This is a genomic window from Mycobacterium sp. E3298, assembly GCF_001666895.1.
Lineage (GTDB): Bacteria > Actinomycetota > Actinomycetes > Mycobacteriales > Mycobacteriaceae > Mycobacterium.
This window is the reverse complement of record NZ_LZJB01000098.1, coordinates 1-891: the sequence shown is the minus strand read 5'-3', so window position 1 is coordinate 891 and position 891 is coordinate 1. Positions and strand designations below refer to the sequence as shown.

At 71.8% G+C, this 891-nt stretch carries 1 protein-coding gene and 1 pseudogene; both read left to right on the top strand.

The features are described from left to right. A pseudogene (locus A9X05_RS31515) lies at positions 1 to 629 on the top strand (NAD(P)H nitroreductase); the annotation flags it as partial. Positions 630 to 674: 45 nt separating this feature from the next. Next, positions 675 to 891 (top strand): DUF1918 domain-containing protein (locus A9X05_RS04445; RefSeq protein ID WP_067779511.1); only part of this gene is annotated, 217 nt, incomplete at its 3' end.

The following is an 891-nucleotide window of genomic DNA, read 5'->3' as shown; positions in this document are numbered from 1 at the left end:
GCCGGACAGACCGGCGGCCGTTCGGCGCACCGAGGGACTGGGCGTCGTTCGAGCCGGTGCTGCGGAGCGCCTTCGACCCCGGCCTGGTCTCCCTCGACGTGCTCGCCGACGACGCGCGGCCGCGGCTGGTGGAGGCGGCGCGTCTCACCGAGGCGCTGCGCCGCTACGACGACGTCTATCACCACGAATTGCGTTGGTGGACAGCGCCGGGCAGGCACGACGACGGCATCCCCACGGCCGCACTGGTGAGCGACGCGCAGCGGCGCGCCGTCGACGTGAACCGCCGGTTTCCCGCCGACGCGAACGCCCGGCCCGGTTCGGCGGGACTCCAAGATCAAGCGGAGGTGCTCGTCCTGTCCACCCCGGGAGACACCCGCGCGGACGCATTCCTGTGCGGCCAGGTGCTTTCCGCGATCCTGCTGGAATGCACCATCGCGGGTCTGGCGACGTGCACCGTCACCCACGTGACGGAGTTGCCGGCCAGCCGCGACATGGTCCGTCAGCTGATAGCCGACACCGAAGCGGTGCCCCAGGTCTTGATCCGGGTGGGCACCGCCTTCGCGGGCAAGGGCGGCCCGGAACCGACGCCGCGGCGGCCCCTCGGCGATGTCTTGGAGATACGCCGCTAGGGCGGCGGCCCGGATTGTGGCCAAGGATTGCGAAGGGAGTCGACGATGATTGCCGATGCCGGGGACTGGCTCGTCATCAAGAGCGGCACGATCGGTCGCCCGGATCTGCGCGGGCTGATCACCTCCGTGCGTTCCCCCGATGGTGAACCGCCCTACCGGGTGCGGTGGCTGGCCACCGGGGAGGAGGCGACCGTGTTCCCGGGCCCGGACGCCATCGTCGTCACCGCCGCCGAGCAGCAGGCCGCCGACGAGCGGGCACGAG